The following is a 26,417-nucleotide window of genomic DNA, read 5'->3' on the forward strand; positions in this document are numbered from 1 at the left end:
GGGCGACAATGGCCCCGTGACCAGCCCGGACACCCCCGATACCGAGACCGGCCCGACGCCGGGCGCCCGTCCCGGCCCCGATCTCGCCGCCTCCTCCACCGCCGCGGCCTCCACCGTCCTGACCTCCGCAACTTTCGTCGCCCCCGCCGCTCACGGGGGTCTCGCGGGTCTGCGCCCCCGGCTGCCCTCGCCGGTGCAGGACGTCGTGGACGAACGGTTCGAGCGGCGCGGGGTCCGGCTGGTACTGAAGCGGGACGATCTGATCCACCCGGAGCTGATCGGAAACAAGTGGCGCAAACTCGCGCCGAATCTTTCGGCGGCGCCCGGACGGACAGTGCTCACCTTCGGCGGCGCCTACTCCAACCATCTGCGGGCCACCGCCGCCGCCGGACGGCTGCTGGGGCTGCCCACGGTCGGCGTGGTGCGCGGCCAGGAACTCGCCGACCGCCCCCTCAACACCTCGCTGGCCCGGTGCGTGGCCGACGGAATGCGGCTGCACTTCGTCGACCGGGCGACCTACCGCGGCAAGACCGCGCCGGCGACTCTCGCGGCCGTGCTGCGCGAGGCGGACGCCGAGGACGCTTACGTCGTCCCCGAGGGCGGCAGCAACGCCCTCGCCGTGCGCGGCTGCCAGGTGCTCGGGGAGGAGCTGGCCGGACGCGCGGACGTGGTCGCGATGGCGTGCGGCACCGGCGGGACACTCGCCGGGCTGGCCTCCGGACTCGGCCCGGGCGGGCGCGCACTGGGCGTTCCGGTGCTCAAGGGCGGCTTCCTGGCCGCCGAGATACGGGGACTGCAGGCCGAGGCGTTCGGTGGTCCGCGCGGCGACTGGAGCCTGGACGACCGCTTCCACTTCGGCGGCTACGCCCGGACCACCCCGGAACTCGACGCGTTCGCCGCGGACTTCGAGCACCGCCACGGCGTACCCGTCGAACGTGTCTATGTCGCCAAGTTGCTTTACGCTCTTGTCTCCCTGGTGGAGGAAAACGCGTTCCCGCGCGGGAGCACGGTCGCGGCCGTCGTCACCGGGCGCCCTTTCCCGTGAGCAGGCGCGCTGTGGGCAAGGGCTTCCGGACGCCTCCCGATGCACCCCCGAGAAGACTCCGGTACCGGACGGTTCGACCGTCTGACGTCTGGGTACGTCAATCCGGCGCGCACTCTTCCCATTCGGGCCCGCAGACCTCTAGCCACGGAGAGTATCCGTAATTTTACTATGAGTGACAGCATGGGGTCGGGGTCCCGGGGACAGGACCATCCGGAGCGCGGTAGCGTCACCGCTGAACCACATATCGCGTTATCCGGGGGCGACCCCGATCCTGAACGCTTGTACCACCTTGGAGGTGAGGGTGTCCCAGATCGCAGGCGAGCCCGCGACCCAGGACTTCGTGGAAGTCCGGCTGCCGGCCGCGGGTGCCTACCTGTCGGTGCTGCGTACGGCCACGGCCGGCCTCGCGGCCCGTTTGGACTTCACCCTCGACGAGATCGAGGACCTGCGCATCGCGGTCGACGAGGCCTGCGCGATCCTGCTTCAGCAGGCCGTGCCGGGTTCGGTGCTCAGTTGTGTCTTCCGCCTCGTCGACGACTCGCTCGAGGTCACCGTCTCGGCGCCCACCACGGACGGCCACGCCCCTGCGCGTGACACCTTCGCGTGGACCGTGCTGTCCGCTCTCGCGGGCAAGGTCTCCTCCGCCGTGGACGAGGACAAAACCGTTTCGATCAGCCTCTACAAACAGCGCGGCGCGGGACCCGGGCCGGCGTGAGGAACGAGGACGGGCCGGTGCGGGACGAAGAACGCGGCACACGCGAGCTGCCGGCCGAGCGGATTCCGGGCGGCATCGACGGCATCGACGGCATCCCGGAACAGGCCCGGCCGCATCCGGAGGACGACTCCGCGGTGGCCGGCGCTCCGGACGGCGGTCAGCACGACGCCGTCGCGCGGAGCATGCCTGAGGCCGGTCGGCCCGGTGTCTCCCCCGGCCACACTGGGGGAGACCGGATGCGTGCGGAGCCGACGGCGGGGGACGAGGCGAGCGCTCGGGGAAGGGCGACGGGCGGGACGATGAACGAGCACGAGCGACACGCCGAGAGCGAGGTACCGCGGACGCCGGGCACGCAGGGCGCCCAGCGCACACCGGACACCCCGGGCACGCACGGCGCACGGCGCGACCCGCAGGACCGCAGCGGGGCGCGTACCTTGTTTCTCGAGCTGCGCACGCTGCAGGACGGCACTCCGGAGTACGCGGAGCTGCGCAACCGGCTGGTCCGCATGCATCTGCCGCTCGTCGAGCACCTCGCTCGCCGCTTCCGCAACCGCGGGGAACCGCTGGACGACCTCACCCAGGTCGCCACCATCGGCCTGATCAAGTCGGTCGACCGCTTCGACCCGGACCGTGGCGTGGAGTTCTCGACGTACGCGACCCCGACGGTCGTCGGCGAGATCAAGCGGCACTTCCGCGACAAGGGCTGGGCGGTGCGCGTCCCCCGCAGGCTGCAGGAGCTGCGGCTGGCGCTGACGACGGCGACGGCCGAGCTCTCGCAGCAGCACGGCCGCTCCCCCACGGTCCACGAACTCGCCGAGAAGCTGGCGATCTCGGAGGAGGAGGTCCTGGAGGGCCTGGAGTCCGCCAACGCGTACTCCACGCTGTCCCTGGACGTTCCCGATACGGACGACGAGTCCCCGGCGGTCGCGGACACCCTGGGCTCGGAGGACGAGGCGCTGGAAGGTGTGGAGTACCGCGAGTCGCTGAAGCCTCTGCTCGAGGACCTTCCTCCCCGCGAGAAACGGATTCTGCTGCTGCGCTTCTTCGGCAACATGACCCAGTCGCAGATCGCCCAGGAGGTGGGCATCTCCCAGATGCACGTCTCCCGGCTGCTGGCCCGCACGCTGGCCCAGTTGCGGGAGAAGCTGCTCGTGGAGGAGTGAGCCGCCGAAAGGCGGCCCGGACCGTGAACCGCGCCCCGGGTCGCGGGGCGTTACTTCTCGGCGTTCCCGGGCCCCCGGATACCGAGGGCCCGGGTCGTCTCGGGGTTCAGCAGCAGCACCAGGGCCGTGACGGCCACCACCGCGAGCACGATCCCCGCCGGGATGGCCACGCTGTCGGACTCCAGCAGGTTGTAGGCCACCGGCAGGGCCAGGAGCTGGGTGATGACGGCCGGGCCGCGGCTCCAGCCGCGGCGGCCGAGCAGCCCGCGTGCGGCGAGCAGCGGCAACAGGGCGAGGACCGCGAGCGTCACTCCGCCGGTGACGGCCTGCTGCCGGTCGTCCGGCTGTCCTGTGAGCCCGAGGACCAGCATCCAGACCCCGCCGATCAGCAGAGCCAGCCCTTCCAGGGCGGCGAGCCCCGCGGCGTACGTCAGGCGGCGCGGGCGGGGGCCGGCGGGGGCCGGGGCGGTGGTGGGGGTCTGCTCGCTGCTCACCCCTGAAGGGTAGCCCTCGCCCTGCGCGCCCCCGTGCCGAGGTTCACGCCCCTCCTGCGCCCGTGCCGCCCCTGGCTCCGCCCCCGGTTCTCCCCCGGTCCTGTCCCGGTTCGTCCCGGACCCGCCCCTGATCACGTCCCTGGGCCCACCCTTGTTCCCCCTCCCGACCTCACCTCGGCCTGGGCCCGGTACCACCCAGTAGGTACTCTGCAACGCATGCGTGCACTTCTCGTGGTCAATCCGGCGGCAACCACTACAAGTGCGCGCACGCGCGATGTGCTGATCCACGCCCTCGCCAGCGAGATGAAGCTGGAGGCGGTCACCACCGAGTACCGCGGCCACGCGCGCGACCTGGGCCGGCAGGCGGCGGAGAGCGACGACATCGACCTGGTGGTGGCGCTCGGCGGCGACGGCACGGTCAACGAGGTCGTCAACGGCCTGCTGCACTCCGGCCCCGACCCGGAGCGCCTGCCCGGTCTCGCCGTGGTCCCCGGCGGCTCCACCAACGTCTTCGCCCGCGCCCTGGACCTGCCCAACCACCCCGTGGAGGCCACCGGCGCCCTGCTGGACGCCCTGCGCGAGGGCCGCGAACGCACCGTCGGCCTGGGCCTGACATCGGGCACACCGGGAACGGACGACGAAAGCGTGCCACCCCGCTGGTTCACCTTCAACGCGGGGCTGGGCTTCGACGCCGGTGTGGTCGGCCGGGTGGAACAGCACCGGGAGCGCGGCAAGAAGTCCACTCACGCGCTGTACATGCGTCAGGTCGTGCGTCAGCTGATCGGTGAACCACACCGCCGGCACGGTGTGATAACGCTCGAGCAGCCGGGCGAGGACCCGGTCAGGGATTTGGCACTCTCCATAGTCTCGAACGCCTCCCCGTGGACGTTTCTCGGCAATCGCCCGATCTACGCGTCACCTAAGGCCTCGTTCGATACCGGCCTCGACATCTTCGGTCTGAAGCGGCTGTCCACCTCCGCCCTTGCCCGGTATGGCACCCAGTTGCTCACTTCGTCCCCCGAGCGCGGACCCCGGGGCAGGCATGTGACCGCGAGGCACGATCTGACCCAGTTCACCTTGCATTCGAAGGTGCCACTGCCCCTCCAGATGGACGGCGACCACCTCGGACTGCGAACCAGCGTGACGTTCACAGGCGTTCGCCGTGCACTGCGTGTGATTGTGTGAGCGGAAAACGCTAAAGTCCTTTCACTCGAACGTTTAGGCCAGGATCCACCCCATGGAAGTACGGCTGTGACCTAGTCGACACCGATGAATCAAAAAAAACTTTCCGGAAGGGGTTGTATCCGCCGCCGAGGTTTGCGAGTCTCTACATGGCGATCGGGACGGCCCGCAACACCAGCCTCCACAGATCACCGGAACCCCTCTTCAAACCCAAGGACCACGCCAGGGAACCTGGCGGTCGGCCCTTCACTTGTTGGGGGATTCGTGAAAGCGTTCACATTCACAAGCCACATGTAGTTCATACCAAGGAGAGGTAGCAGCCATGGACTGGCGTCACAACGCCGTTTGCCGCGAGGAAGACCCCGAACTCTTCTTCCCCATCGGCAACACCGGTCCTGCGCTGCTGCAGATCGAGGAAGCCAAGGCCGTCTGCCGTCGCTGCCCGGTGATCGAGAGCTGCCTTCAGTGGGCACTCGAGTCCGGTCAGGACTCCGGCGTCTGGGGTGGTCTCAGCGAGGACGAGCGCCGTGCAATGAAGCGCCGCGCCGCCCGCAACCGGGCCCGTCAGGCCTCCGCCTGACAACCCACCCCTGCTGACAGCCTGAGCTTGGCGGCGCGTACAGCGCGTACGCATCTCCCGCCCCCGAGCCGCAGCACGCAGTTCCCCCGGTGCTCCCCCGAGTTCTCGGCTCATCTCGAGCCGGAGGGGAACCCATCAGTCAAGCGAAGAGCCCCGGACGGGTAACCGTCCGGGGCTCTTCGCTGCTCGCCGACATCACGGGCCCACGTCCGCGGCCCACCCCCGCAGCCCATGCCACTGGTCCAGACCACTGGCGTACGTCACTCGTCGTCACTTGTCCACGGCCACCGGCACATCCAGGATCACCCGCGTCCCCCCCTCCGGGGCCGGGACCATGTCGAAAGTGCCGCCCAACTCGCCCTCGACCAGGGTCCGTACGATGTGCAGCCCCAGGTTGCCGGCGGTGTGCGGGTCGAAGTCCTCGGGCAGGCCGACGCCGTCGTCCTGGACGGTGACCAGCAGGCGGGCCTTCTTGGTGGTGCCGCCGCGGACCGCGGTCACCTCGACCGTGCCGGTGTCGCCCTCGCGGAAGCCGTGCTCCAGGGCGTTCTGCAGAACCTCCGTCAGCACCATCGACAGCGGGGTGGCGACCTCCGCGTCGAGTATGCCGAAGCGGCCGGTGCGCCGGCCGGTGACCTTGCCCGGTGAGATCTCGGCGACCATCGCCAGGACACGGTCGGCGATCTCGTCGAACTCCACCCGCTCGTCCAGGTTCTGGGAGAGCGTCTCGTGCACGATCGCGATGGAACCGACCCGGCGCACCGCCTCCTCCAGCGCCGCGCGTCCGCGCTCGGAGCCGATCCGCCGGGCCTGGAGGCGCAACAGTGCCGCCACCGTCTGGAGGTTGTTCTTCACCCGGTGGTGGATCTCCCGGATGGTCGCGTCCTTGGTGATCAATTCCCGTTCACGGCGGCGAAGTTCGGTGACATCCCGGAGCAGGACCAGCGAACCGATGCGGGTTCCCTTCGGCTTGAGCGGGATCGCCCGGAACTGGATCACCCCGCCGGGCGCCTCGATCTCGAACTCGCGCGGCGCCCAGCCGCTGGCGACCTTCGCCAGCGCCTCGTCCACCGGCCCGCGGGAAGGCGCCAGTTCGGCGGTGGTTTGGCCGAGGTGGTGGCCGACCAGGTCGGACGCCAGGCCCATCCGGTGGTAGGCGGACAGGGCGTTCGGGGAGGCGTACTGGACGACCCCCTCGGCGTCGAGCCGGATCAGCCCGTCCCCCACACGGGGCAGCGCATCCATGTCGAGTTGCTGGTTCGCGAACGGGAAGGCGCCGGCCGCGATCATCTGGGCGAGGTCGGAGGCACTCTGGAGGTAGGTGAGTTCCAGTCGGCTGGGAGTGCGCACGGTGAGCAGGTTGGTGTTGCGCGCGATGACTCCGAGCACGCGGCCCTCCCGCCGTACGGGAATGGACTCGACGCGGACCGGGACCTCCTCGCGCCACTCCGGGTCGCCCTCGCGCACGATCCGCCCCTCGTCCAGGGCCACGTCCAGCATGGGGCGGCGGCCGCGCGGGACGAGATGGCCGACCATGTCGTCCTGGTACGAGGTCGGGCCGGTGTTGGGCCGCATCTGGGCGACGGAGACATAGCGGGTGCCGTCGCGGGTGGGGACCCACAGGACCAGGTCGGCGAAGGAGAGGTCGGAGAGCAGCTGCCACTCCGAGACCAGCAGATGAAGCCACTCGAGATCGGATTCGTCGAGAGCGGTGTGCTGGTGTACGAGTTCGTTCATGGAGGGCACGTCAGCGAGCGTACCCGGGACGTCGCACCCTCTCCCGGAAGCACCCGCGGGCCGCGGCGCCTGAGAGGGACCCTCAGCCCTCCCGGCACCGCAGCCCGGAGCGACATCGGCCGCGGGGTGTGCGGTCCCGTTCGGCCGAGGGACGAGGATCCGGGGCAGTCAGGGCAGAGAGCTCCGGGTCCTCGGTCCGCCTTCCTGTGCAGGGAAGGCAGGCTTGCGTGCGCTGCACTGTGACGCATTGTGGACTAGACCACTACCCGTGTCCATGTGTCGGAGACTGTTCGTTGCTGTCTTTTTTCGTGATCGCGCGCTCACGTGCTCACGCCGCCATCGGGACAACAACCAAGCGGGACAACGGTCAAGCGGACCTACGGGCGCCCGTCATGCACCCTATCCCGCAGGCGTGTGCCAGGGAACGGAATTCCATGGTCATTTCGGTCGGCGGGCCGCGACCGTCCCGTGCTGGGATGCTGAGGAAAGGCCGGGGCGGACTCCGCGAGAAACGCCGCCGCCCTCCACCTGGGAGCGGGCCCCCGCTCTGTTAGATTTAAGATTGGTCTAAACCATACGACTGCCCCGCTCCCCTCCGGGGTCGGTCCCAGTGGAATCCCCTCCCAGAACGGCAGGCTCAGCGTGGAAGTTGTCATCGTTCCGGACGCCAAGGCCGGCGGCGCACTCATCGCCGGGGCCATGGCAGATCTCCTGCGGCGCACCTCCGACGCCCTGCTCGGCGTGGCCACCGGCTCGACGCCCCTGCCCGTCTACAAGGCACTGGCGGCCCAGGTGCGCTCCGGCGCCGTGGACACCTCCCGGGCGAGGATCGCCCAGCTCGACGAGTATGTGGGGCTGCCCGCCGATCACCCCGAGTCCTACCGCTCGGTGCTCCGACGCGAGGTCCTGGAGCCGCTCGGCATCGGCATGGACGCCTTCATGGGCCCCGACGGCACGGCCGAGGACGTACAGGCCGCGTGCGAGGCGTACGACAGGGCGCTGGCCGAGGCCGGCGGCGTCGACCTGCAACTGCTCGGCATCGGGACGGACGGGCACATCGGGTTCAACGAGCCGTGCTCCTCGCTCACCTCGCGCACCCGGATCAAGACGCTGACCGAGCAGACCCGGGTGGACAACGCGCGCTTCTTCGACGACGACATCGACCAGATCCCGCACCACGTCATCACCCAGGGCATCGGCACCATCCTGGAAGCCCGTCACCTGGTCCTGCTCGCCACCGGCGAGGGCAAGGCGGACGCGGTCGCCGCGACCGTCGAGGGCCCGCTGGCCGCGGTGTGCCCGGCGTCCGCGCTGCAGCTGCACCCGCATGCCACGGTCGTCGTCGACGAGGCCGCCGCGACCAAGCTCAAGCTCGCGGACTACTTCCGGCGCACCTACGCCAACAAGCCGGACTGGCAGGGGATCTGACCGGAAGCCCTCGGGCACCCGCCCCGCGCCACAGCCCGTGGCCGCCGCGCCCCCGGGCGGCCACGATGGACTAGACCAACCTCCGGCTCGGCGGTATACAGAGGGGATCACGGAGCGTACGGGGGAATATCCCCGGCCGCGGCCGTGCCACGATGTGGGCCGGGGCCGATGGGGTGTCGGCCGTGCGGCACCCGGAGCCGGGAAGGCAGAGCATGAGCACCGACGTCAGCGGCACGGAGAACGAGGGTGGGACTACGGTCCGTACGGCGCGCGTGCCCAAGTACTACCGCTTGAAGAAGCACCTGCTCGACATGACGGAGACTGCTTCTCCCGGTACGCCGGTCCCGCCCGAGCGCACCCTGGCGGCGGAGTTCGACACTTCGCGCACCACCGTGCGCCAGGCGCTCCAGGAGCTGGTGGTCGAGGGGCGTCTGGAGCGCATCCAGGGCAAGGGCACCTTCGTTGCCAAGCCCAAGGTCTCGCAGGCGCTGCAACTCACCTCGTACACCGAGGACATGCGTGCGCAGGGTCTGGAGCCCACCTCGCAACTGCTGGACGTCGGCTACATCACCGCCGACGACGGGCTCGCCACACTGCTCGACATCGCCTCCGGCGGGCGGGTACTGCGCATCGAACGGCTGCGCATGGCGAACGGCGAGCCGATGGCCATCGAGACCACCCACCTCAGCGCGAAGCGCTTCCCGGCACTGCGCCGCAGCCTGGTCAAGTACACATCCCTCTACACCGCACTCGCCGAGGTGTACGACGTCCATCTGGCGGAGGCCGAGGAGACCATCGAGACCTCCCTGGCCACCCCGCGCGAGGCGGGCCTGCTCGGCACCGATGTGGGGCTGCCGATGCTGATGCTCTCCCGGCACTCGCTGGACCGGAACGGGCAGCCGGTGGAATGGGTGCGCTCGGTGTACCGGGGCGACCGGTACAAGTTCGTGGCCCGGCTGAAGCGCCCGCAGGACTGAGTCCGAAGCCGGACCCCATGGCCGGACCCCATGGCCGGACCTCACAGCCCGGAGCACCCGAAGAGGCGGTGCCGAGCCGTGGGCGGAACAGCACAAGCCGGACGGTTGACGGAGAATTCACCGCCGTTGAGTCAGCCTTCCGTGGAGTTTAAGTACGCAATCCCCACGAGGGGTTCCGCCCCGCTCCGACACTGACCTAGATTTCCTGCGCATTGCGCAGCGCAGGCGATCAGCGAGGGGACGGAGTCGTTCGATGTCGCAAGCCCCAGATTCCAGCAGAGGTCCGGTGGTGACGCCCGCGCGCGTCGTCATCGGCGTCTGTCTTCTAGCACCGTTCGTGGCCCTGTTATGGGTCGACTCGTACGCAAGGACCGACCCCACCTTCATCGGCATCCCGTTCTTCTACTGGTACCAGATGCTGTGGGTGCTGCTCTCCACCGCGCTGACGATGATCGCGTACAAGCTGTGGCAGCGTGACCAGCGTGACCGGCGTACCCGCGCGGCGGCGAAGGGCGGTGCGCAGCGATGAACGACGGCGTGAACGGCGTGGCACTCGCCGTCTTCATCTTCTTCTTCGTCCTCGTCACGGCGATGGGTTTCCTGGCCGCCCGCTGGCGCAAGGCGGCGAACGAGCACAGCCTCGACGAATGGGGCCTGGGCGGACGGTCGTTCGGTACCTGGGTCACCTGGTTCCTGCTCGGCGGCGACCTGTACACCGCGTACACCTTCGTGGCCGTACCGGCGGCGATCTACGCGGCGGGCGCGGCGGGCTTCTTCGCCGTGCCGTACACCATCCTCGTCTACCCGCTGATCTTCACCTTCCTGCCTCGGCTGTGGTCGGTGTCGCACAAGCACGGCTATGTGACGACCTCCGACTTCGTGCGCGGCCGGTTCGGCTCGAAGGGGCTGTCGCTGGCGGTGGCGGTCACCGGCATCCTGGCGACGATGCCGTACATCGCGCTCCAACTGGTCGGCATCCAGGCCGTGCTGGACGTGATGGGTGTCGGCGGCGGCGAGGACACCAACTGGTTCGTCAAGGACCTGCCGCTGCTGATCGCCTTCGGTGTGCTGGCGGCGTACACGTACTCGTCGGGTCTGCGGGCCCCCGCGCTGATCGCGTTCGTGAAGGACACGCTGATCTACCTCGTGATCGCGGTGGCGATCATCTACATCCCGATCAAGCTGGGCGGCTTCGACGACATCTTCGCCAGGGCGAGCGAGGCGTACAGCGAGACCAACCCGGCCACGGGCGCGCCGCGCGGTTCGCTGGTGCCGGGCGAGGCGGGGCAATGGACGTACGCCACGCTGGCGTTGGGATCGGCGCTCGCGCTGTTCATGTACCCGCACTCGATCACCGCGACGCTGTCCTCGCGCAGCCGTGAAGTGATCCGCCGCAACACCACGCTCCTGCCGCTGTACTCACTGATGCTGGGCCTGCTGGCCCTGCTCGGCTTCATGGCGATCGCGGCCGGGGTCGAGGTCAGCAACGGGCAACTGGCGATCCCGCAGTTGTTCGAGAACATGTTCCCGGCCTGGTTCGCCGGCGTGGCCTTCGCCGCCATCGGCATCGGGGCGCTGGTGCCGGCGGCGATCATGTCGATCGCCGCCGCGAACCTGTTCACCCGCAACATCTACAAGGACTTCATCAAGCCGGACGCGACACCCGCGCAGGAGACCAAGGTCTCCAAGGTGGTCTCGCTGCTCGTGAAGGTGGGTGCGCTGGCCTTCGTCCTCACCATGGACAAGACGGTCGCCATCAACTTCCAGCTCCTTGGCGGCATCTGGATCCTGCAGACCTTCCCCGCCCTGGTGGGCGGCCTGTTCACCCGCTGGTTCCACCGCTGGGCGCTGCTCGCGGGCTGGGCGGTCGGCATGGTCTACGGCACGGTCGCGGCGTACGGGGTGGCCTCGCCGACGCAGAAGCACTTCGGCGGCTCGTCAAAGGAGATCCCGGGTATCGGCGAGATCGGCTACATCGGCCTCACCGCCTTCGTGACCAATGCCCTGGTCACGATCGCCCTGACCTTCGTCCTGAGGGCCGTCAAGGCGCCCGAGGGCATCGACGAGACCCGGCCGCAGGACTACACGGTGGACGCGGGCGATCCGGGCGTCAGCACCGAGCTGCCCCTGGACACGGCCGACACAGCCGACACAGCCGCCGACGGCAAGCACTGACGCGGTACGCGGGTACGACAACGGGCCGCGGATGTCTCCGGCGGCCCGTTGTCGTACCCGCGGGGCACACTCGCCCCATGGACATCGTCACCCGGCCGGTGGAACCGTACGAGTTCGAGGAGCTCGGTGAGCTCACCGCGCAGGCCTGTCCGCGCGACGGGCTGCTCGGCTTCGGGAGAGCGACGCGTACCTCGGTGAGCTCAGGGACGTCGCCGGGCGGGCCACGACCGCCGAGGTACTGGTCGCCGTGGAGAGGACCGGAGCGCGTCCCGGGGCGGCGGAGGCGGGCGGCGCGGGAAGGGTGCTGGGCGGGGTGACGTTCGTACCGCGCGGCGGGCCGATGGCCGATACGGCCGGGCCCGGCGAGGCGGAGATCCGGATGCTCGCGGTCGCCCGCGCCGCCCGGCGCCGGGGTGTCGGGGAAGGCCCTCGTCCGCGCCTGTGCCGACCGGGCACGGGCCACGGGCCACGGAGGGGTGCGTACGGATCGTGCTGTCGACCCGGCGGACGATGCGTGCGGCCCACCGCATCCACGAGCGTCTCGGTTTCGTCCGCTCCCCCGGGCGGGACTGGAACCCTGTTCCGCACCTGGACGACATCACGCTGCTCACCTATGAGCTGACGCTCTGACACCACCGCGGCCCTGCGCCGCAGCACCCACCGGGACACAAGATATGGGCCCGCCGACAGAACCCGACACAAGATGTATGCTCGTGCTCGCTGTCGCCGCAGGGGAATCCGGTGCGAATCCGGAACTGTCCCGCAACGGTGTACTTGTGCGTGTTCGCGTTTCCCGCGTACCCGCACGGGCTTAGTCCGAGGACCTGCCGACAGTGCGCCCGGCCGTCCGGTCCGGGTGCCTGACGTCCGGGCCTCGCGGAATGGGCCGGTGGACGCGAGGCACGTTCGCGTGCTCGTGTGCTGCCCCCTGCCCTCGCCGAGGCCCCGTGCCGAGCGAGGGAGAGCCCCACGTGACCATCGCGCCAGCCGATCCTGCTTCAGCGGTCGACGTGAGCGACGGCCCCGGTGCCGCGCTGCTGCGGACCCTGACCGAGCTGACCGCCGATCTCCCCGACGCCGACCCCGGCCGGGTCGCCGCCGCCGCGCTGCGCGGCCGGTCCGCCCATGCGGACGAGGCCGAGCTGCGCGAGCTGGCCACCGAGGCGGCGGCCGGGCTCATCTCCGAGGATCCCGTCCACTCCCGGCTCGCCGCCCGCCTGCTGACCCTCGGCATCCGCGCCGAGGCCGCCTCGCAGGGTGTCACGTCGTTCACCTCGTCGATCGCTGCCGGGCACCGCGAGGGCCTCATCGCGGACCGGACCGCCGAGTTCGTCCTGCTGCACTCGGACCGTCTTGACGCGCTGATCGACCCCCGCGCGGACGACCGCTTCGGCTACTTCGGGCTGCGCACCCTGTACAGCCGCTATCTGCTGCGGCATCCGGTCACCCGCAAGGTCGTCGAGGCACCGCAGCACTTCCTGCTGCGGGTCGCCGCCGGTCTCGCCGAGAACGGCACCCCCCGTGCGGTGGACGAAGTCGCCGAGCTGTACGGCCTGATGAGCCGCCTGGAGTACCTTCCCTCCTCCCCCACCCTGTTCAACTCCGGTACCCGACACCCCCAGATGTCCTCCTGCTACCTCCTCGACTCCCCCAAGGACGAGCTGGACTCCCTCTACGACCGCTACCACCAGGTGGCCCGCCTCTCCAAGCACGCCGGCGGCATCGGCCTGGCCTACTCCCGCATCCGCTCCCGGGGTTCGCTGATCCGCGGCACCAACGGGCACTCAGGCGGCATCGTCCCGTTCCTGAAGACCCTGGACGCCTCCGTCGCCGCCGTGAACCAGGGCGGCCGGCGCAAGGGCGCGGCGGCGGTCTACCTGGAGACCTGGCACTCGGACATCGAGGAGTTCCTGGAGCTGCGCGACAACACCGGTGAGGACGCCCGCCGTACGCACAACCTGAACCTCGCGCACTGGGTGCCGGACGAGTTCATGCGCCGGGTCGACGCCGACGCCGCCTGGTCGCTGTTCTCCCCGTCCGCCGTCCCGGACCTGGTCGACCTGTGGGGCGAGGAGTTCGACGCGGCCTACCGGGCCGCCGAGGCCGCGGGCCTGGCGCGGAAGACGATCCCCGCCCGGGAGCTGTACGGGCGCATGATGCGGACCCTCGCCCAGACCGGCAACGGCTGGATGGCGTTCAAGGACGCCGCCAACCGCACCGCCAACCAGACCGCCGAGCCCGGCCACGTCGTCCACTCGTCCAACCTGTGCACGGAGATCCTCGAGGTCACCAGCGACGGGGAGACAGCGGTCTGCAACCTGGGCTCGGTCAACCTCGGCGCGCTCGTCGACCCGGCGGCCGGTGACCTGGACTGGGAGCGGCTGGACGAGACCGTGCGCACAGCCGTCACCTTCCTCGACCGGGTCGTGGACATCAACTTCTACCCGACCGAGCAGGCGGGCCGTTCCAACGCGCGCTGGCGCCCGGTGGGGCTGGGAGTGATGGGCCTCCAGGACGTCTTCTTCGCCCTGCGCCTGCCCTTCGACTCCCCGAAGGCCCGGCGGCTCTCCACCCGGATCGCCGAGCGCATCATGCTCGCCGCGTACGAGACCTCCGCCGACCTCGCCGCGCGCCCCCGGACGCCCGCGACGGGCTCCGGGACAGCGGGGAACCCCGTCGGCCCCCTGCCGGCCTGGGAGCACACGCGTACCGCCCGGGGCGTGCTGCACCCCGACCACTACGACACCGAACTCACCTGGCCCGAGCGCTGGTCGGCGCTGCGCGAACGTATCGCCTCCGTCGGCATGCGCAACTCGCTGCTGCTGGCGATCGCGCCGACCGCCACCATCGCGTCCATCGCGGGCGTGTACGAGTGCATCGAGCCGCAGGTGTCCAACCTGTTCAAGCGCGAGACGCTGTCCGGTGAGTTCCTCCAGGTCAACTCGTATCTGGTGAACGACCTGAAGCGGCTGGGCGTGTGGGACGCGCGGACCCGCGAGGCGCTGCGCGAGGCCGGCGGCTCGGTGCGGGACTTCACCTGGATCCCCGAGGAGGTGCGCGGGCTGTACCGCACCGCGTGGGAGATCCCGCAGCGCGCCCTGATCGACATGGCCGCCGACCGCACCCCGTTCCTGGACCAGTCGCAGTCGCTGAACCTGTTCATGGAGACGCCGACCATCGGAAAGCTCTCCTCGATGTACGCCTACGCCTGGAAGCGGGGCCTGAAGACCACGTACTACCTGCGCTCCCGACCGGCGACCCGCATCGCCCGCGCGGCCCAGGCACAGACCACTGCCGCCGCCGGCCCCGTCCCCACCCCTGTCCCCGCCCGGCAGCCGGCCGCCGACCCCGAAGCCGTCGCCTGCTCCCTTGAGAACCCCGAGTCCTGCGAGGCCTGCCAGTAATGACCACCGCCCCCCGAACCCGGAACCTGCTCGAGCCGGGCTTCGAACTCACCCTGCGCCCCATGCGTTACCCCGACTTCTACGAGCGCTACCGGGACGCGATCAAGAACACCTGGACCGTGGAGGAGGTCGACCTCCACTCGGACGTCGCCGACCTCGCGAAACTGAGCCCCGCCGAACAGCATCTGATCGGCCGTCTGGTGGCGTTCTTCGCCACCGGCGACTCGATCGTGGCCAACAACCTGGTGCTCACCCTCTACAAGCACATCAACTCCCCGGAGGCGCGGCTGTATCTGTCGCGGCAGCTCTTCGAGGAGGCGGTGCACGTCCAGTTCTATCTGACCCTGCTGGACACCTACCTGCCCGATCCGGAGGACCGGACGGCCGCGTTCGCGGCGGTGGAGAACATCCCGTCCATCCGGGAGAAGGCCGAGTTCTGCTTCACGTGGATGGACTCGGTGGAGAAACTCGACCGGCTGGAGACGCGGGCCGACCGCCGCCGCTTCCTCCTCAACCTGATCTGCTTCGCCGCGTGCATCGAGGGCCTGTTCTTCTACGGGGCGTTCGCCTACGTGTACTGGTTCCGCAGCCGGGGCCTGCTGCACGGTCTCGCGACCGGCACCAACTGGGTGTTCCGGGACGAGACGATGCACATGTCCTTCGCCTTCGACGTGGTCGACACCGTCCGCAAGGAGGAGCCGGACCTGTTCGACGACGAGCTTCAGCAGCAGGTGACGGACATGCTGCGCGAGGCGGTCGAGGCGGAGCTGCAGTTCGGGCGCGACCTGTGCGGTGACGGGCTGCCGGGCATGAACACCGAGTCGATGCGGCAGTACCTGGAGTGCGTGGCCGACCAGCGGCTCACCCGCCTGGGCTTCGCTCCGGTGTACGGCTCGGGCAATCCGTTCTCGTTCATGGAGCTCCAGGGGGTCCAGGAGCTGACGAACTTCTTCGAGCGGCGTCCGTCCGCGTACCAGGTCGCCGTGGAGGGCACGGTCGACCTGGACGAGGAGTTCTAGCAGGACAGCCCTTCGGGGAACCTCCACGGGGCGTCCGCCCGGGTGCCACCCCGCCTCACGCCGCGCGTGCGGTGTGGTGCGAGGTGGCACTCCGCGCGGGGCCGTGCGCGGGACTCCGCGCCGGCCGGGACGCCCCGGCCGAGGTGTGGGCGGCGCGGTCGGTCCCAGCCCGCTTCAGCTGTCGGTCGATCCTCCGCTCGTGCGCGATGCCGATGACGGCGGGGAGGACCATCAGGACGAGCAGTCCGAGAACGGTCAGCATTCCGATCAGCGCTTCCACGTGTGTCGTCTCCATGGACACCACTGTCACGCCGGACGCTCCTTACCGAACAGTGGCAGGACTGCCGCGCACCCTCGATTTACTGCCAGCGGCAGGGCACACTGGAGTCATGCTCCGCAATGTGGCCGCCGTCCTGCTCGACAGCGTGAACCCCTTCGAACTCGGCGTCGTCTGCGAGGTCTTCGGCGTCGACCGCAGCGACGACGGTCTGCCCGTCTACGACTTCGCGGTCGCCTCCGCCGAAGGCCCCTCGCTGCGCAGCAACACGGGCTTCTCGCTCCAGGTCGAGCACGGCCTGGACCGGCTGGAGGCAGCGGACCTCATCGCCGTACCCGCCGGCTCGTGCTACGAGTCGCGGGACTTCCCGCCCGAGCTGCTGGACGCGCTGCGCCGGGGCGTGGACCGGGGAGCCAGGGTCCTCAGCGTCTGCTCCGGCGTGTTCGTACTCGCCGCCGCCGGTCTCCTCGACGGCCGGCGCGCCGCCGCCCACTGGCGGCACGCGGACGCGCTGACCAGGAAGTACCCCCACCTGACCGTCGAACCGGATGTGCTCTACGTCGACGAGGACCCGGTGATCACCTCCGCGGGCACCGCCGCCGGGATCGACGCCTGTCTGCACCTCGTGCGCAAGGAGCAGGGTCCCGAGGTCGCCAACCGGATCGCCCGGCGCATGGTGGTGCCCCCGCACCGCGACGGGGGCCAGGCCCAGTACATCGAACGCCCGCTGCCGCTGCCCGGCGGCGACACCGTGTCCGAGGTGCTGGTGTGGATGGAGCGGCATCTCGACGAGGAGGTCACCGTCGAGCAGCTGGCGGCGCGTGCCCACATGTCCCCCCGCACCTTCGCCCGCCGCTTCCAGCAGGAGACCGGCACCACGCCGTACCGCTGGATCCTGCGCCAGCGCGTCCTGCTCGCCCAGCGCCTGCTGGAGGGGACCGACGAGACGGTGGACGCGGTCGCCGGCCGTACGGGGTTCGGCAACGCGGCCGCGCTGCGCCACCACTTCGTACGCGCCGTGGGGACGACCCCGAACGCCTACCGGCGGACGTTCCGCGGCCCGGAGGCCGCCTGAACGCCCGCCGGTGGCGGTGCCGCTCCCGCCGGCGGACGTGGTGCGCCCGCCGGCCGGGACGGTTCAGCGCACGACCGGCCTGAGCATCAGCCGGTTCGGGCGCAGGGTGATACCCACGTGTGTGGCGTCGTCGGAGCCGGGCACGTACTCGAAGCGGTACTTCGTCGCCAGCGCGGCCGTGATCAGGCTGAGCTGGGCCATCGAGAAGTGGTCGCTCGGGCACTTGCGGTTGCCCACGCTGAACGGACGCATGGCGAACTTCGGCACGTCCTTCACGCGCTCCGGAAGCCAGCGGTCGGGGTCGAACTCCAGGTTCCGCGCGTACGACTTCGGATCGCGCTGGATCGCGTACGGACTGTAGATGATGTCCGCTCCGGCCGGAATGCGATAGCCACCGAGTTCCGTGTCGGTGACCGCCCGGCGCGTCAATATCCAGACAGCGGGCCGCAAACGCATGACCTCGACGACGACATTGTTGGTGTGCGTGAGCTTGTGGATGTCCTCGAATGCCACCGGGCGGCCCCCGGTAACGGCGAGAACTTCGTCACGCACCCGGTCGCCGTGTTCCGGATGCTTGGCAAGTGCCTGAAGCAACCACATGATCGTGGAGGCGATCGTCTCGCTGCCCGGGGTGAGTATCGCGACCACTTGGTCGTGGATCTCCTGCTCCCCGATCGGGTCGCCATTGTCGTCCTTCGCCTCCAGCAATGCCGTCAGCAGATCGTCCGGCTTTTGACCGGATGCGCGACGCTCGGAGACGATCTCGTCGACCACGCGATGCAAATCGGCCAGGGCCCGGTTGAATTCGCGATTGGCCGGAAGCGGCAGCTTGTACAGCGGGCCGAGCGGCACCACCATCCGCCGGTACATACCGCGGAAGACGGTGGCGAGCGCGACACACAGCCGCTCCGCCCGCTCGTCCATGTACTGCCCGCGCAGGAGGCAGCGCGCGGCGACGCGCACGGCGATCCGGAACGACTCGGAGGTGCAGTCGACCGGCTCCCCCGACGCCCAGCGTTCGGTCAGCGCATGGGCCTCCTCCTCGATGATCGGGCCGTAGGCGGGGATGGCGTCGAGCTTGAAGGCGGGCTGGATGGTGCGCCGCTGGCGCCGGTGCAGCGGGCCGTTGGCGGTGGCCACGCCCTCCTTGCCGAGCAGGCCCTCCAGGGACTCCCACAGGGGGCCGGAGATGATGTAGTCGGGGCTCAGCGCCAGCGCCCCGGTGAGGGCGGGCGTGGTGACGGCGTACACCGTCTTGGGGCCGAGCTTGAGACGCACGATGTCGCCGTGGTCGCGCAGCTGGGACATGAAGGTCAGCGGATCGCGGACCAGTTTCAGGCCGTGGCCGAGGCCGGGGATGCCTCCGCCGGCCACCGGCGCCACACGCAGCCCGGTCGCGTCGGTTCTCACCCGGGCTGCCTCGTCGGACGCTTCGGTCGTTCCGGATGCTTCGGTCGTTCCGGATGCGTCTGGTGCGTCGGGCGTCACCGACTCGACGGTCATTTCTCACCTGCCGCTTCGTTGTCGACATACGGGGGCGTGGACCGGTCGTCCCAGCTGTCGACCATGTACCGGCCGGACTCATGGTGGAACCAGTAGACGGAACTGAACCAGTTCCGCATGTTTACGAGGCAGGCCCGCACGGCCGCGCCCCGTTCCTTTCCTCCCACCGTGCCGTCGTCGAGAGCGTCGGCGAATCGTAAGGCTTCCTGTTCTGTGTCGAGGAATTCGGTGATGCATTTCTCGATGCGATGCCTCACATCGATGACCGCCTCTTCGAGGGTCAGCCCTTCATGGACGATGAGACTGATTCCGAGATTGTGCACCTCATTGCCCGCCAATTCCTTCGGGAGCGAGCAGAGGTCGTTGTACCAGGCGGCGAATTCCTGACTCAGCAGGGCCGCCTTCCGATAGGACGGGTTCTTCCGTATGGCGTCCGGCAGTTCACAGCCCGCGCTCGGCTCCAGGAGATCGGTCCAGATCCAGTGTGCGAAGGTGAGCCGGCGCAGTTCCAGATACTCCTCGACGGTGGGGACGATTCCCTCCGTACGATTGCGGAATTCTCGGTCGTACGCCTCGATCACCGTGTGGAAGTGCCGGGCGAACCGGGCGTTCCACGTGTCCGGAAGGAACGAGTACAGCCGCCGCACACCGTCCGCGAGCCCGGCCACCAGCGTGTCCTCGTGGCGCAGGTGGTCCGTGGGACTGTCGAGGGCCGTGTGCAGTTGGTCCTTCAGCCGCCGCCAGGCGTCGGGACGGCCGTGCACGATGTCGCGGTCGTGCCGGTCGTCCCAGACGAAGAACCACGCGCTGTAGTCAGCTATCGCCTGGAGGACCTCGTCGGCGGCGCCTGTGTAGTAGCCCGCCATGAGGTCCGTGTAGCACAGTCCGTCGGCATATTCCTCCACCTTGTCCGCCGGCATGAGCCGCTTTTCGAGCAGCCACGCACGGGTTTCCCCCTGGAGCTTCGGCCAATACGGATGGAGTTGCCGGGGAAACGCCGCCTCGATCACCGGAAGAGACAGCGCCGGTGGAACTGTGATGGTGGTCGCTTTCGATGTGGTGCCGTGTGACAAAGCATGCACGAACAATCCCCTCTCAGCCGCCAGTCGGCGTGCGCCCCTCCCCCCGTGCCGGACGCACGCCCTTGCGTATCCCCACTCCTCCATTCAGCACCACAACTGACCCTTCTGGGAACGCATTCGCTCCTTCACTACCCCACGGTGCCGAGAATCTCCCCTTGTGTGTCTGATTTCGTGCTGACGGTCCGTCGAGGGATCGAACACCTGACGAAAAGACGAACGGCGCCTGTTCCGGAGGGGGTGCCGGAACAGGCGCCGTACGCGAGGGGGTTCTGTGAACCAGGGGATCAAAGGACCCTGGTGGACGTGAAGCTGACAGGAGGTCAGTCGTTGGCGACCACGGGATAGCGCGGTTCGTTCTCGGCCATCTGACGCAGCGCGTCCTTGCGTTCCCGCTTGGAGAGCCGGTCGATGTACAGGTAGCCGTAGAGATGATCCGTCTCGTGCTGCAGACACCGTGCGAAGTAGCCGGTGCCGCGTACCTTGACCGGGTTGCCCAGCTCGTCCTGACCGGTCACCTCGGCGTAGTCGGGCCGGGCCAGCGGCGCGTACGCGGTGGGGACCGACAGGCAGCCCTCGTTGGAGTCGTCCAGCCGGCGCGTCTCGGCGGGCAGTTCGACCAGCTTGGGGTTGCAGACCACGCCGGCGTGGCGCACGCCGTCGTCGTCCGGGCAGTCGTAGACGAAGACCTTCAGGTCGACGCCGATCTGGTTGGCGGCCAGACCCACGCCCTCGGCGGTGCGCTGGCTGGCGAACATGTCCGCGATCAGCTGCTGGAATTCCGGGCCGAAGTCGGTGACGTCCCGGCACTCCTTGTGCAGCACCGGGTTGCCGACCACGGTGATCGGCCGCGAGGTGCCGCGCTCGACCCAGGCGGCCTCGCGCTCCGCGCAGCCCTCCGTGTCGATGACGTACCCCTCCTCGTCGACGGGGAGCACGCCCGCGTGCTGCTGATCGGTGTCCTGCTGAGCCATGACCGACGTACGCCTTCCTGGAAAACATGGGATGTGGTGCTGATACAGGGTACGGCGAACGGCCCGCCCGCCGACCGGCCCGCGCCCGCGGCCTGCCTCATGGCCGGTCCGGTGGCCCGTCCGGTGAACGGCCGAAGGACAGTCCCGTGGCCCTGTCCGGTCAACGGGCTCCGAACGCCCTAGCAGACCTCTTCGAGGTCCCGCCAGTCCCGCGAGTCCGGACTGTCCGCGACCCATCCGTCCAGCAGGCCGCGGACCAGTGAGGGCGGCGCGGCGAGCCCGCACTCGCGCTCCGGCACCCACAACTGCCCGTCGGTGCGGTGGCCCAGCGGTCCGGGATGTCCCGGCTCACTGTGGTCGTGCGGGTCGAGGTGCTCGCCCTCGCCCTCGTCGGACGGCATCCGGGACTCCGAGCACATCCGGCACAGCAGCCGCACCGACGACGACCAGTCCTCGGCGGCGAACCCGGCGTCCGCGGCCAGTTGCTCCAGGGCGTCCCGGTCGGCCTCGCTCGCGGCCTCCAGCAGGACCACCCAGGTCGGCACCGGTGAGGGCGCCCACAACTCGATCTCGTCGAACACCGGGTAGGTGTGCCCGGCGGCCGTGCTCCGCTCACCGTGCGGCACCCCGTCGTGCAGGACGACCTCGCCCCAGCGGCGGCCGGAGGACGGCAGCGGAATGGACAGCACCTCGATCCGGGCGGGATCGAGCCGCCGCCCCCAGACGACCTCGGCCTCCCCCTCCGGGGACAGTCGTACCGCCGCGCTGCCCAGGTCCATGCCGAGCGGCTCGCCGGAGTCGGTGGGGCTCCCGGGCACCTTCAGCCCGTAGGCCTGCCAGGCGCGGCGGGCCAGCGGCCAGTCCTGCAGGGCGGTGGCGGCGATGCCGACGTTCCACCAGTCCGGCGCCCCGGCGTCCCGGTCGAGCAGCGCCACGGCCCTGAGGCCCGCCGCCCGCGCCTGCTCCCAGTCGTGCCGGAACTTGTGCAGCAGCGCGAGGTTGAACCAGGACTCCGACAGCCAGGGCTCCAGATCGGCGGCCCGGGTGAGCAACGCGCCCGCGTCCTCGTAGCGGCCGTCGCCGATGAGTGTGAACGCGCGGTCGGTGGCCTGCCGCCAGGAGGCGGAGGGCCTGTTCCGTCCCTTGCCGAAGATCCTCACGATTTCCGCCTGCCAGTTCCGTGCGGTGGGCGGCCCAGCCCCCGGCCACCGTCTCCTTCGCATCCAACCACGTACGGCTGGAAGGGCGCTCATTACCCATGGGTTACCCCGGACCTGCCCGGGTCAGACCGTTCCGTTCGCGGCTCTCGCCGCGGTCGGGCGCTGTCCTCACGCCGGTCCTCGCGCCCCTGCTCCCGGCGCTCCCCCGCGTCCTGCTCATCCCCCTGCTCCCTACACCGTCCTCATCCTCACATCCCGGCCCCCCCCCGTGATGCCCCGGCGGCCTCTCACTGCCTCACGACCGGCCGCCTCCGTCGTCGTACCCGTCTCCGTGCCCCCTTGCCCCGGCTGCCCTGGACAGCACCCGGGCCAGGGATTCGACGACCTGGGGTGCGTACTCGCCGGCGGTGCCGAGGCGCAGTTCCTCCAGTGCCGTCAGGGGCCCGCCGGGGCCTCCTGCCCGGGACTTCTCGTCGTACGCGTTCACCACCCGGACGATCCGCGCGGCCAGCGGCTGCTCCCGGTGGGGTTCGGCCTGCCGCTCCACGATCCCGGCCACCTTCGGGTCCACCCCGGTCTGGCGGACCACGGCGCCGCCGAGCAGGGCGATCCGACGCTGTTCCGGGGCCGGCAGGGCGGCGGTGGCACCAGCGGGCACCGGGTCGACAAGGCTGAGCTGGCCGATGTCGTGCATCAGGGCCGCGTACTCCAGCACCGTCAGGTCCGGCTCGGTCAGCCCCAGGTCCCGGCCCACCGACTGGCTGAGGTCGGCGACCCTGCGGGCGTGCCCGGCCGGGGTGCAGCCGGCGATCTCGGTGGCCCGCGCGAGGGAGGCGATGGTCTGCCGGTAGGTGGCCCGGACGGCCGCGTACCGCCGGTAGGACAGCTGCGCGAGCAGCAGGGGCACGGAGAGCAGGGGCAGCGCCCACAGCCCCACGACCGCGACGCCGAGCGCCATCACCGCGCCCGTCGCGACGACTGCGGCCCCGATGCCGGGCAGCGCCCGCAGTTCGTCGCGCAGCACCGGTGGGAAAGGCCAGCCGGTGCGGGAGTGGGCCAGCGCGGCGGCGAGCACGGCGTCGCACAGCGCGGACAGCGACAGCAGGGCGAGCAGCAGCAGCGCGTGGGCGGGGCCGCCCCAGTCGTCGAACATCCCCCGGCCGTACAGCGGCTGGAAACACACGGCGACGAACCCCACGGTGAGGGTCCGGCGGGCCAGCCGGTCGCGGGTGGGCCCGCGCCCGTGACCGATGTGCGGCACGCTGCCGAGCAGCGAGGCGGCGAGGACCACGGCGACGACCTGGGCCGCGCCGTGGTGGCTGGGCCGCCCGCCGGCCTCCCCGAGCAGCGCGTACGCCAGTGCCCCGGCGGCGGCGAGCGGCGCGGCCTGCCGGATCCGCGGTCCGTCGCGGGGCTGCGTTCCGGCGCCCGGCGGCGTTCCTTCACCAGGCTGCCGTCCGTCGCGGGGCCGCGCTCCGTGGTGCCGGGTGAGTTCGCCGATGGCGACGAGGACGCCGAAGGCGAGGGCGGCACCGCGTTCCGCGATCCCGTGCCACAGGGTGGCGCCGAGACAGCCGGTGGCGAGCGCGGCGGCGCAGGCGTGCACGAGGGTGTGCGGCCGGAGGGTCATCGGCGCGCCCCGGGCGGATCGGCGACCTGATCGGCGACGGGCTCGGCAACCGGCTCGGCGACGGGCTCGGCAACCGACGGCGCGGCCGGGCCAGGAGGCTGCCGGACGTCCTCGGCCGTCACCGCGGGATGCCAGCCGGTCCGGCCGATCGCCCGCACCAGCGCTTCCACCATCCGCGGGTCGAAGTGGTCGCCCGCACACCGCTGGAGCTCGTCCAGCGCCACGGGCACCGGCCGGGCCCTGCTGTAGGACCGGTTGGAGGTCATCGCGTCGAAGGCGTCGGCGACCGCCACCACCCGCGCGGACTCCGGGATCTGACCGCCCGCCAGCCCGTAGGGGTAGCCGCTGCCGTCCAGCCGCTCGTGATGGTGCAGCACCGCCGCGCGGGCCTCGCCCAGGAAGGAGATCCCGCGCACCATCTCGTGTCCGTACTCGGGGTGCAGTTCGATCACCCGCCGCTCCTCGGGGGTCAGCGGGCCGTCCTTGGTGAGCAGCCGGGTGGGCACCCCGAGCTTGCCGACGTCGTGCAGGATGCCCGCGAAGCGCAGCACCTCGGTCCGCTCGTCGTCCATGCCGAGCTCACGCGCGATCATCGTGGAGGCCTGGCCGACCCGCTCGCTGTGCCCGCGCGTGTACCCGTCCTTGATGTCGACGGCCTGCACGAGCGCGCGGATCGTCGCCTGATGGGCGGCCCGCTCCCGGTGGTACTGGGCGAACGCCCACCACGAAACGCACATCGGCAGCAGCACGAGGAGCGCGGCCACGGGCCCGTAGGGGCTGCGCCACAGCAGGGCCATCATCAGTCCGGCGAGCCCGTGCACGGTGACCGGTGCGAGCGACCGCAGGAACAGCCGCCACCAGGTCGTCCGCCGGGCCGTCCGCCGGGGCTCCGGACGTCCCGTCCGGTTCCCGCGCCGAAACGGCACGCTGCCCGTCAGCGCCAGGATGCCGCGGTCCAGCAGCGTGAGCACCAGGCAGAACACCAGCACCGAGGCGCCGGCTGCGCCCAGCGCTGCCGGAACGTCACCGTCCGCGACCGCTTCCCGGCCGCCGGCCGCAAGGTGCGCCCGGCTCGCGGCCCACACGGCGAGGCTCAGCTGCCCGGCCCGCCAGATCCGCCGCGTAAGGAACGGCCGCTGTTCCACGGGGATGAGCAGCGCGCCGGGCAGCGCGACCAGCGCGGCGGCGGACGGCGGCAGCAGAAAGGCCGCGGCGAGCAGTACGGGGTGGAAGGTGCCGCCCGGGTTCGGGGCACCGAGGTGCCGGGACCGGGCCAGGCGTTCGCAGCCCGCGTACAGCACGACGAGCGATGCGACGGCCCCCCAGGGGGCACCAGGACCGGGCGCGACCGACAGCGGCAGGGGCACCGCCGGCAGCAGACAGAGCAGACCCGCCACGGCGACACCGGTCACGTACACGCGGACCCGTGCCGGTAACGCCTCCATGAGCCCCTCCCCCGACCGTGCCGACCGCGCTCGGTCTGCCGCCTGTCAAGGTCCGGAGCCTAGGGGGACGAACGGCGCCTCCGCGGGCTCATGACCCGCGGATTAGCACGTACGAGTGACGGCGCCCCCTTCGAGGGGTGCCTTCCGGGGCAGCTGTTCGCAGAATGTTCGAACAGCGGGGCTCAGAGGCTCAGGACTCCTGCGGCGCCGGAGCGGCCTGGGGCTGTGCGGCCGCCTCGGAGGCAGCGACGTCCTGGTCGGGAACGGCCTGGCCCGAGCGGATCACGTCGATCCGGCCCATGACCTTCGCACGCAGGTCGCCCGGTACGTCGTCCTGCCCGCAGCACCGCTTGACCAGCTTCTTCACCGCCTGCTCGAGCCCGTACTTCTCGAGGCAGGGTGAGCATTCCTCGAAGTGGTGCTCGAACTTCACGCAGTCGGAGTCCGGCATCTCATGGTCGAGGAACTCGTAGAGATGATCGAGGATCTCGCTGCAATCCGTCTCGTGCGGCTCTCCGCAGCTCATGACCTCGAGCCTTTCGCTTCGTTCGACTCTCCGGCGCCCGCCGGAACCAGTCCACGCTCGCGCGCGTAGTCCTCGAGCATGCCGCGCAGCTGACGACGGCCACGATGCAGCCGGGACATCACGGTACCGATGGGTGTGCCCATGATGTCGGCGATCTCCTTGTAGGCAAAGCCCTCGACATCCGCGAGATACACGGCGATGCGGAACTCCTCGGGGATCGCCTGGAGCGCTTCCTTGACGTCCGAGTCGGGGAGGTGGTCCAGCGCCTGCGACTCCGCGGAACGCAGACCGGTCGACATGTGCGACGCGGCACGCGCGATCTGCCAGTCCTCGATCTCCTCGGCCCCGCTGCGCTGCGGTTCCCGCTGCTTCTTGCGGTACGAGTTGATGAACGTGTTGGTGAGGATCCGGTACAGCCACGCCTTGAGGTTGGTGCCCTCGCGGAACTGGTGGAAGGACGCGTACGCCTTGGCGTACGTCTCCTGGACCAGGTCCTCCGCGTCCGCCGGGTTGCGCGTCATGCGCAGGGCGGCCGAGTACATCTGGTCGAGGAACTCGAGCGCGTCCCGCTCGAAGCGCGCGCTGCGCTCGACGGCCGATTCCGCCCGCTTGTCGCCCTGGCCCTCGGGCTGCTCCGCCTGGCCGTGATCGGTCCCTGCGTCGGTACCGGGAACCGGACCCACCTCCTCCGTTGTCGCGAGACCAGGAACGGCCTCACCCGAATCGGAGGATAGACGACGATCCGGTCCGTCCGCCGCCCGAAGGGGGACGGTCCTGGCCGCGTGCAGCACCGTCCAGTCCAGGTCGGTGCGGCCCTTGCGGCTCGGGC

The 26,417-nt window shown here is 70.3% G+C and carries 23 protein-coding genes, 1 pseudogene and 1 riboswitch; of the genes and pseudogenes, 13 read left to right on the top strand and 11 right to left on the bottom strand.

Annotation, left to right across the window (positions count from 1 at the left end; genetic code table 11):
- Positions 1 to 118 precede the first annotated feature (118 nt).
- The 3 genes from ACFPZI_RS23885 (at position 119) to ACFPZI_RS23895 (ending at position 2,923) form a co-directional block, all read left to right on the top strand.
- A complete protein-coding gene (locus tag ACFPZI_RS23885) occupies positions 119 to 1,045 on the top strand; it encodes a 1-aminocyclopropane-1-carboxylate deaminase/D-cysteine desulfhydrase (protein ID WP_381366920.1) in 927 nt (308 codons plus the stop codon).
- 301 nt (positions 1,046 to 1,346) lie between these two features.
- Positions 1,347 to 1,760, top strand: coding sequence for an ATP-binding protein (locus ACFPZI_RS23890; RefSeq protein WP_019058277.1), 414 nt, complete (start codon positions 1,347 to 1,349; stop codon positions 1,758 to 1,760).
- Positions 1,761 to 1,777: 17 nt separating this feature from the next.
- A complete protein-coding gene (locus tag ACFPZI_RS23895; protein ID WP_381366470.1) occupies positions 1,778 to 2,923 on the top strand; it encodes an RNA polymerase sigma factor SigF in 1,146 nt (381 codons plus the stop codon).
- Positions 2,924 to 2,973: 50 nt separating this feature from the next.
- Here the strand turns inward: ACFPZI_RS23895 and ACFPZI_RS23900 are convergent, their stop codons facing one another.
- Positions 2,974 to 3,417 (bottom strand): hypothetical protein, encoded by a 444-nt coding sequence (locus ACFPZI_RS23900; protein WP_381366473.1) that lies wholly within the window; start codon positions 3,415 to 3,417, stop codon positions 2,974 to 2,976.
- A gap of 216 nt (positions 3,418 to 3,633) precedes the next feature.
- Between ACFPZI_RS23900 and ACFPZI_RS23905 the strand changes: the two genes are divergently transcribed.
- Both ACFPZI_RS23905 and ACFPZI_RS23910 read left to right on the top strand, forming a co-directional pair.
- Positions 3,634 to 4,602: a diacylglycerol/lipid kinase family protein gene (locus tag ACFPZI_RS23905; RefSeq protein WP_381366476.1), complete on the top strand. Its 969-nt coding sequence runs from the start codon at positions 3,634 to 3,636 to the stop codon at positions 4,600 to 4,602.
- A gap of 319 nt (positions 4,603 to 4,921) precedes the next feature.
- Positions 4,922 to 5,179 carry a WhiB family transcriptional regulator gene (locus tag ACFPZI_RS23910; RefSeq protein ID WP_030219886.1) on the top strand — a complete coding sequence of 86 codons (258 nt, stop codon included), beginning with the start codon at positions 4,922 to 4,924 and terminating at the stop codon, positions 5,177 to 5,179.
- Between the two features lie 270 nt (positions 5,180 to 5,449).
- Here ACFPZI_RS23910 and ACFPZI_RS23915 read toward each other — a convergent pair whose 3' ends face one another.
- Positions 5,450 to 6,916: a sensor histidine kinase gene (locus ACFPZI_RS23915; RefSeq protein WP_381366479.1), complete on the bottom strand. Its 1,467-nt coding sequence runs from the start codon at positions 6,914 to 6,916 to the stop codon at positions 5,450 to 5,452.
- A 642-nt stretch (positions 6,917 to 7,558) separates the two neighbouring features.
- Between ACFPZI_RS23915 and nagB the strand changes: the two genes are divergently transcribed.
- From nagB to ACFPZI_RS23950, 7 genes and pseudogenes are all read left to right on the top strand, one after another.
- Positions 7,559 to 8,344 (top strand): glucosamine-6-phosphate deaminase, encoded by a 786-nt coding sequence (gene nagB / locus ACFPZI_RS23920; protein ID WP_381366482.1) that lies wholly within the window; start codon positions 7,559 to 7,561, stop codon positions 8,342 to 8,344.
- Between the two features lie 212 nt (positions 8,345 to 8,556).
- Positions 8,557 to 9,321, top strand: a complete 765-nt coding sequence (locus ACFPZI_RS23925) for a GntR family transcriptional regulator (protein WP_381366485.1) — start codon at positions 8,557 to 8,559, stop codon at positions 9,319 to 9,321.
- A gap of 253 nt (positions 9,322 to 9,574) precedes the next feature.
- On the top strand, positions 9,575 to 9,850 hold the full coding sequence (locus ACFPZI_RS23930) for a DUF3311 domain-containing protein (protein WP_381366488.1): 276 nt from the start codon (positions 9,575 to 9,577) through the stop codon (positions 9,848 to 9,850).
- Positions 9,847 to 11,496, top strand: coding sequence for a monocarboxylate uptake permease MctP (gene mctP / locus ACFPZI_RS23935; RefSeq protein ID WP_381366491.1), 1,650 nt, complete (start codon positions 9,847 to 9,849; stop codon positions 11,494 to 11,496). The genes ACFPZI_RS23930 and mctP overlap by 4 nt, the downstream gene beginning before the upstream one ends.
- Positions 11,497 to 11,573: 77 nt before the next feature.
- Positions 11,574 to 12,126, top strand: a pseudogene (locus ACFPZI_RS23940) (GNAT family N-acetyltransferase).
- A 77-nt stretch (positions 12,127 to 12,203) separates the two neighbouring features.
- Positions 12,204 to 12,342, top strand: a riboswitch (cobalamin riboswitch).
- 125 nt (positions 12,343 to 12,467) lie between these two features.
- Positions 12,468 to 14,900, top strand: coding sequence for a ribonucleoside-diphosphate reductase subunit alpha (locus ACFPZI_RS23945; protein ID WP_381366494.1), 2,433 nt, complete (start codon positions 12,468 to 12,470; stop codon positions 14,898 to 14,900).
- On the top strand, positions 14,900 to 15,919 hold the full coding sequence (locus tag ACFPZI_RS23950; RefSeq protein ID WP_381366497.1) for a ribonucleotide-diphosphate reductase subunit beta: 1,020 nt from the start codon (positions 14,900 to 14,902) through the stop codon (positions 15,917 to 15,919). The genes ACFPZI_RS23945 and ACFPZI_RS23950 overlap by 1 nt, the downstream gene beginning before the upstream one ends.
- A 55-nt stretch (positions 15,920 to 15,974) precedes the next feature.
- On the opposite strand, the gene ACFPZI_RS23955 is transcribed toward ACFPZI_RS23950, so the two are convergent.
- On the bottom strand, positions 15,975 to 16,214 hold the full coding sequence (locus tag ACFPZI_RS23955; RefSeq protein ID WP_381366500.1) for a hypothetical protein: 240 nt from the start codon (positions 16,212 to 16,214) through the stop codon (positions 15,975 to 15,977).
- 94 nt (positions 16,215 to 16,308) lie between these two features.
- On the opposite strand from ACFPZI_RS23955, the gene ACFPZI_RS23960 reads away from it, so the two are divergent.
- On the top strand, positions 16,309 to 17,271 hold the full coding sequence (locus ACFPZI_RS23960; RefSeq protein WP_381366503.1) for a GlxA family transcriptional regulator: 963 nt from the start codon (positions 16,309 to 16,311) through the stop codon (positions 17,269 to 17,271).
- Positions 17,272 to 17,334: 63 nt separating this feature from the next.
- Here the strand turns inward: ACFPZI_RS23960 and ACFPZI_RS23965 are convergent, their stop codons facing one another.
- From ACFPZI_RS23965 to ACFPZI_RS24000, 8 genes are all read right to left on the bottom strand, one after another.
- Positions 17,335 to 18,774, bottom strand: a complete 1,440-nt coding sequence (locus tag ACFPZI_RS23965; RefSeq protein ID WP_381366506.1) for a bifunctional albaflavenone monooxygenase/terpene synthase — start codon at positions 18,772 to 18,774, stop codon at positions 17,335 to 17,337.
- Complete coding sequence (gene cyc1, locus ACFPZI_RS23970; protein ID WP_381366509.1) at positions 18,771 to 19,856, bottom strand: epi-isozizaene synthase; 1,086 nt, start codon at positions 19,854 to 19,856, stop codon at positions 18,771 to 18,773. The genes ACFPZI_RS23965 and cyc1 overlap by 4 nt, the downstream gene beginning before the upstream one ends.
- A 320-nt stretch (positions 19,857 to 20,176) precedes the next feature.
- A complete protein-coding gene (def, locus tag ACFPZI_RS23975) occupies positions 20,177 to 20,827 on the bottom strand; it encodes a peptide deformylase (protein ID WP_381366512.1) in 651 nt (216 codons plus the stop codon).
- A 179-nt stretch (positions 20,828 to 21,006) separates the two neighbouring features.
- Positions 21,007 to 21,987 (bottom strand): tetratricopeptide repeat protein, encoded by a 981-nt coding sequence (locus tag ACFPZI_RS23980; RefSeq protein WP_381366514.1) that lies wholly within the window; start codon positions 21,985 to 21,987, stop codon positions 21,007 to 21,009.
- Positions 21,988 to 22,282: 295 nt separating this feature from the next.
- The gene (locus ACFPZI_RS23985; RefSeq protein WP_381366517.1) at positions 22,283 to 23,617 is read right to left on the bottom strand and encodes an HD-GYP domain-containing protein; all 1,335 of its coding nucleotides are present in this window, start codon (positions 23,615 to 23,617) and stop codon (positions 22,283 to 22,285) included.
- Entirely contained in the window at positions 23,614 to 25,062 is a 1,449-nt protein-coding gene (locus ACFPZI_RS23990; protein WP_381366520.1) for an HD-GYP domain-containing protein, read from the bottom strand. The genes ACFPZI_RS23985 and ACFPZI_RS23990 overlap by 4 nt, the downstream gene beginning before the upstream one ends.
- Before the next feature lie 190 nt (positions 25,063 to 25,252).
- Positions 25,253 to 25,588 carry a mycothiol system anti-sigma-R factor gene (gene rsrA / locus ACFPZI_RS23995; protein WP_381366523.1) on the bottom strand — a complete coding sequence of 112 codons (336 nt, stop codon included), beginning with the start codon at positions 25,586 to 25,588 and terminating at the stop codon, positions 25,253 to 25,255.
- Positions 25,585 to 26,271 (bottom strand): sigma-70 family RNA polymerase sigma factor, encoded by a 687-nt coding sequence (locus tag ACFPZI_RS24000; protein WP_381366923.1) that lies wholly within the window; start codon positions 26,269 to 26,271, stop codon positions 25,585 to 25,587. Before ACFPZI_RS24000 ends, rsrA begins: the two co-directional genes overlap by 4 nt.
- Positions 26,272 to 26,417 lie beyond the last annotated feature (146 nt).

The organism is Streptomyces chlorus (genome assembly GCF_042655885.1).
Taxonomy (GTDB): Bacteria; Actinomycetota; Actinomycetes; order Streptomycetales; family Streptomycetaceae; genus Streptomyces; species Streptomyces chlorus.